Below are 4981 nucleotides of genomic sequence, written 5' to 3' on the forward strand. Positions count from 1 at the left end.
TCCAGCGCAGAGCCATGAGCGCGGCGGATCGACGGGAAAGGGGCCAGCAGGAACGAGCAGATCACGTTGCGATTGCGCGCCAGGAAGGCGGCGCGGCTGTCCGGCTGCCAGCCCGGCGCACGCAGCGACATGTCGAACCGGTACTGGCTGCGGATCCGCGCGGCAGGTTCGCGCAGCGAGGTGGCAAACAGCACCTCGCCCCGCAGATAGGGCAGCATCGCCTCGTGCAGCCAATGGCCGATCACGGCCCGCAGCGCCCCCGGCTCCGCGATCTCGAGGAAATCCGGCCGCCCGTCGCGCAGGTTGGCGATCAGCGAGGTGCTCTGGTAGACCGCCTCGGCCGGCAGGGCGCGCTGCAACGCATTGGTCAGCGACATGCCGGCACATTTCGGCACATGCACGAAGAAGAGAACGCGGCCCATCCCGCCCCCCGGTTTGCCCAGCATGACAAGGGGTGTATCCTGAAAGGCGTTACGCCACCGTTAACCCTGCCACGTGCCGCAAAACCTCTTGCGCCTGCGGGGCAAAATCTCCAAAGGGCGGGCGCGAGAGCGCACTTGTCCCGCCGCCGCCAAGGCCCTACCTGTCCCCTTCCCGCAGCCCCGCCGGAGAGAGCCCATGCAGACCCCCTACTACCTGATCGACAAGGCCCGCCTGCTGCCGAACATGGAGAAGATCGCCCATCTGCGCGAGACCTCCGGCGCCAAGGCCCTGCTGGCGCTGAAATGCTTCGCCTCCTGGGGGGTCTTCGACTTCATGTCGGATTACATGGACGGCACCACCTCGTCCTCGCTCTACGAGGTCAAGCTGGGGCGGCAGAAGTTCCTCGGCGAAACCCATGCCTATTCCGTCGCCTGGGCCGATCACGAGATCGACGAGGTGCTGGCCAATTCCGACAAGGTGATCTTCAACACCGCGCAACAGCTGCGGCGCTTCGAGACCCAGTCCGCCGGCCATACCCGGGGCCTGCGGGTGAACCCCGGCGTCTCGACCAGCGGCTTCGACCTGGCCGACCCGGCCCGACCGTTCTCGCGCCTCGGCGAACATGCGCCCGAGGATATCGAACCCGTGGCCGAGATGATCAGCGGCTTCATGTTCCACAACAACTGCGAGAACGCCGATTTCGACCGTTTCGACGCCATGCTGGGCTCGATCGAACAACGTTTCGGCCACCTGATCCGCCGGATGGAGTGGATCTCCCTCGGTGGCGGCATCCACTTCACCGGCGAGGGCTACCCGCTGGACCGCCTGGCCGAACGGCTGAAGCGTTTTGCCGGCGAGAACGAGGTGCAGGTCTACCTGGAACCGGGCGAGGCGGCGATCACCAGGTCGACCACGCTGGAGGTTACCGTGCTGGACACGCTCTACAACGGCAAGCACCTGGCCATCGTCGACAGCTCGATCGAGGCCCATATGCTGGACCTGCTGATCTACCGCGAAAGCGCCAAGATGGCCGAAGCGGGCGACCAGGAATGGATGGTTTGCGGAAAATCCTGCCTCGCCGGGGACATTTTCGGCGAATTCCGCTTCGACCACGCCCTGCAAGCGGGAGAGCGCCTGTCGATCCAGGACGCGGCCGGTTACACGATGGTCAAGAAAAACTGGTTCAACGGCGTGAAGATGCCCGCGATCGCCATCCGCGAACTGGATGGCTCAGAGCGCCTCGTGCGCGATTTCGACTACGACGATTTCGTCTCGGCCCTGGGCTAAGCCCGCGGCAGAGGCGGAGACCAACCTGAACAAAAGGGGGTTTCCCGAACTGATGAAACGCAATGTCCTCATCATCGGCGCCGGCGGCGTCGCCCAGGTCGTGGCGCATAAATGCGCCCAGAACAACGATGTTCTTGGTGATCTTCATATCGCCAGCCGGACGAAATCGAAATGCGACGCGATCCTTGAGACAGTGCGCGACAAGGGCGCGATGAAGGTCGAGGGCGTCTTCGAGGCCCATGCGCTGGACGCGATGGACGTCGCCGCCACCGCCGCGCTGATCCGCGAGAAGGACGTGCAGATCGTCATCAACGTCGGCACCGCCTTCGTCAACATGTCGGTGCTGGATGCCTGCATCGAAACGGGTGCGGCCTATATCGACACCGCGATCCACGAGGATCCGGCGAAGATCTGCGAAACCCCGCCCTGGTATGCCAACTACGAGTGGAAGAAGCGCGATCTCTGCGCCGAAAAGGGTGTCACCGCGATCCTCGGCGCCGGCTTCGACCCGGGCGTGGTCAATGCCTTCGCCCGCTACGCCATCGACACCTACATGGACGAGGTGAATTCCATCGACATCGTCGACATCAATGCGGGCAGCCACGGCAAGTATTTCGCCACCAACTTCGACCCCGAGATCAACTTCCGCGAGTTCACCGGGGTGGTCTACTACTGGGAAGACCAGCAGTGGAAAGAGACCACGATGTTCGCCTCGGGCCGCGACTGGGACCTGCCGGTCGTGGGCACGCAGCGCGCCTACCAGTCGGGCCATGACGAGGTGCATTCGCTGGCGGCCAACTATCCCCAGGCGGACGTCCGTTTCTGGATGGGCTTCGGCGAGCATTACATCAATGTCTTCACCGTGTTGAAGAACATCGGCCTGCTCTCGGAACAGCCCGTCACCACCGCCGAGGGGCAAGAGGTGATCCCGCTGAAAGTCGTCAAGGCCTGCCTGCCCGATCCCTCGTCGCTGGCGCCCGACTACACCGGCAAGACCTGCATCGGCGACCTGGTGAAGGGCACGAAGGACGGACAGGACGTCGAGGTCTTCGTCTACAATGTCGCCGACCACAAGGAGGCCTACGAGGAAGTCGGCAGCCAGGGCATCTCCTACACCGCGGGCGTGCCGCCGGTGGCCGCGGCGATGCTGGTGGCCAAGGGCGACTGGGATGCGAAGACCATGAGGAACGTCGAAGAGCTGGACCCCAAGCCCTTCTTCACCATCCTCGACGCAATCGGCCTGCCGACCCGCGTCGAGTTCAACGGAGAGGACAAGGCCTGGAACGCCTGATCCCGCGCTGATCCGCTTTTCGAGGGCCTCCGACAGAGATGTCGGGGGCCTTTTCCTTTCGTGGGGTCGGATGCCTCCGGCGGCAGTATTTTCAGCCGTCGGATAGAGGGTTTTGGGGGGGCTCAACCTGCCGTGTTGCGCCCGGGGCGCTGGCGGATCCGCCTCCGGCGGGAGTATTTGTGGCCTCGGAATGGGACAAGAGGCGTCCTGCTTCTATCCGATGGCTGAAAATGCTGCGGGGGAGTCCGCCGTGGCGGACGGGGGCAGAGCCCCCTACCCGCTGCCGACGTTGCCGGGCGCGATGGACAGGGTCTTGAGGATGGCATGGCAGTCCGTGCCCTCGGCCAGCTCCAGCGCGGCGACCGAGCGCCGGGTCAGACGGGCCAGGATCTGACCGGCCCGGGTCTCCACGGCCACCAATGCCCCCGGCCCATGACCCTCGCGGATCGAGACCACCTTGCCCGCAACGATGTTCAGCGCCGAGAGCCCCTCGGGCCTGTGGCGCGACAGGATCACGTCGCTGGCCGGCAGACGCAGGCGCAGCTCTGTTCCGACCGGCTGCGCCAACTCCGGCAGGAACAGCGGCGCACCGCGGGCTTCCAGCTCGGTCAGCCCATCGGCATGGTGGCGCTGGATGCGGGCCAGGATCAGCGCCCCGGCCTCGCGGGTGCCCGAGGGGGTGAAGGCGGGGTCGGCGAAGATCTCGACCGCCGGCCCCATGCGGGCGATGCGCCCGGCCTCCAGTTCGATCACCGTTGTCGCGAGGCGCGCGACCTCCTGCACCGAATGGCTGACATAGAGGATCGGCACCCCGGCCTCGTCGCGCAGCCGTTCCAGCCAGGGCAGGATCTCGTCCTTGCGGGCGGTGTCCAGCGCCGAGAGCGGCTCATCCGCCAGCAGGAGGCGCGGACGGGTCAGCAGCGCCCGACCGATGGCGACCCTTTGCTGCTCGCCCCCCGACAGCGCGCCGGGGCGGCGCGACAGCAGTGTCGAGAGGCCCAGCATCTCGGTGATCCGCTCGAACTCATCGCCGCCCCGCGGCGCGAAACGGCGCCCGTAGGTGAGGTTACCGCGGACCGAGAGATGCGGGAAAAGCCGAGGCTCCTGAAAGACATAGCCGATGCGGCGGCGGTGCGGCGGCAGGTTGCGGCGGGCGGCGCTGTCAAACAGCACCCGGTCCTCCAGCGTGATCCGGCCCGCATCGGGGCTGAGCAGCCCGGCGACCGTGCGCACGACGCTGGTCTTGCCCGCACCGGAGGCACCGAAGAGCGCGGTCAGCCCCGGCGGCGCCTCGAAGGCAAGGTTCAGCGCGGCAGAGCCGAAGCTGTGGCAGAGTCGGACCGAAAGGCTCATGCGCCGCCCACCCGGCGGGCGATGCGTTGCGCCATCACCTCGGAGAGCACCAGCGCCGCGAGGGCGATCCCGACCGAAAGCGCGACGAGGCGCAGCGCCGGGGCCTCGCCGCCCGGGACCTGCAGGAAGGCGTAGATCGCCGAGGGCAACGTGCGGGTCTCGCCGGGGATGTTCGACACGAAGGTGATCGTGGCGCCGAATTCGCCCATGGCCTTGGCGAAGGACAGCACTGCGCCGGCCAGCAGGCCGGGCAGGATCAGCGGCAGGGTCACCGTCAGGAAGCGCCAGAGGGGCGGCGCGCCGAGGGTGGCAGCGGCCTCTTCCAGCTTGGGGTCCACGGCCTCGAGCGACAGGCGGATGGCGCGGACCAGCAACGGGAAGCCCATGATCGCGGCGGCCAGGGCGGCGCCGGTCCAGTGGAAGGCGAAGGTCACGCCCAAGCGGTCGAGGAAGGCGCCGAGCGGCGCCCGCCGCCCGAGGGTGATCAGCAGCAGGTAGCCCGTGACAACCGGCGGCAGCACGAGGGGCAGGTGCACGAGAAGGTTCAGCACCTGCCGCCCCGGGAACCGCCAGCGAGCCAGGGCATAGGCGCAGAGCAGTCCGGGCGGCAGGCTGGCGAGCATGGCC

Annotated in this window: 5 protein-coding genes; 2 read left to right on the plus strand and 3 right to left on the minus strand. The window is 67.0% G+C overall.

Annotation, left to right across the window (positions count from 1 at the left end; translation table 11 throughout):
* The coding region (locus OS124_RS23580; protein WP_010138018.1) for a hypothetical protein at positions 1 to 446 on the minus strand (446 nt) is incomplete at its 3' end.
* 172 nt (positions 447 to 618) lie between these two features.
* On the opposite strand from OS124_RS23580, the gene OS124_RS0103840 reads away from it, so the two are divergent.
* Together OS124_RS0103840 and OS124_RS0103845 are read left to right on the plus strand one after the other, a co-directional pair.
* A complete protein-coding gene (locus OS124_RS0103840) occupies positions 619 to 1710 on the plus strand; it encodes a carboxynorspermidine decarboxylase (protein WP_010138019.1) in 1092 nt (363 codons plus the stop codon).
* 52 nt (positions 1711 to 1762) lie between these two features.
* A complete protein-coding gene (locus OS124_RS0103845) occupies positions 1763 to 3001 on the plus strand; it encodes a saccharopine dehydrogenase family protein (protein WP_010138020.1) in 1239 nt (412 codons plus the stop codon).
* 273 nt (positions 3002 to 3274) lie between these two features.
* Here OS124_RS0103845 and modC read toward each other — a convergent pair whose 3' ends face one another.
* Both modC and modB read right to left on the minus strand, forming a co-directional pair.
* Positions 3275 to 4354 (minus strand): molybdenum ABC transporter ATP-binding protein, encoded by a 1080-nt coding sequence (gene modC, locus OS124_RS0103850; RefSeq protein WP_010138021.1) that lies wholly within the window; start codon positions 4352 to 4354, stop codon positions 3275 to 3277.
* Positions 4351 to 4981: molybdate ABC transporter permease subunit (gene modB / locus OS124_RS0103855; protein ID WP_010138022.1), on the minus strand; the 631-nt coding region annotated here is incomplete at its 5' end. The genes modB and modC, both read right to left, overlap by 4 nt.

It is taken from the genome of Oceanicola sp. S124, from assembly GCF_000220565.1.
Classification (GTDB): domain Bacteria; phylum Pseudomonadota; class Alphaproteobacteria; order Rhodobacterales; family Rhodobacteraceae; genus Pseudooceanicola.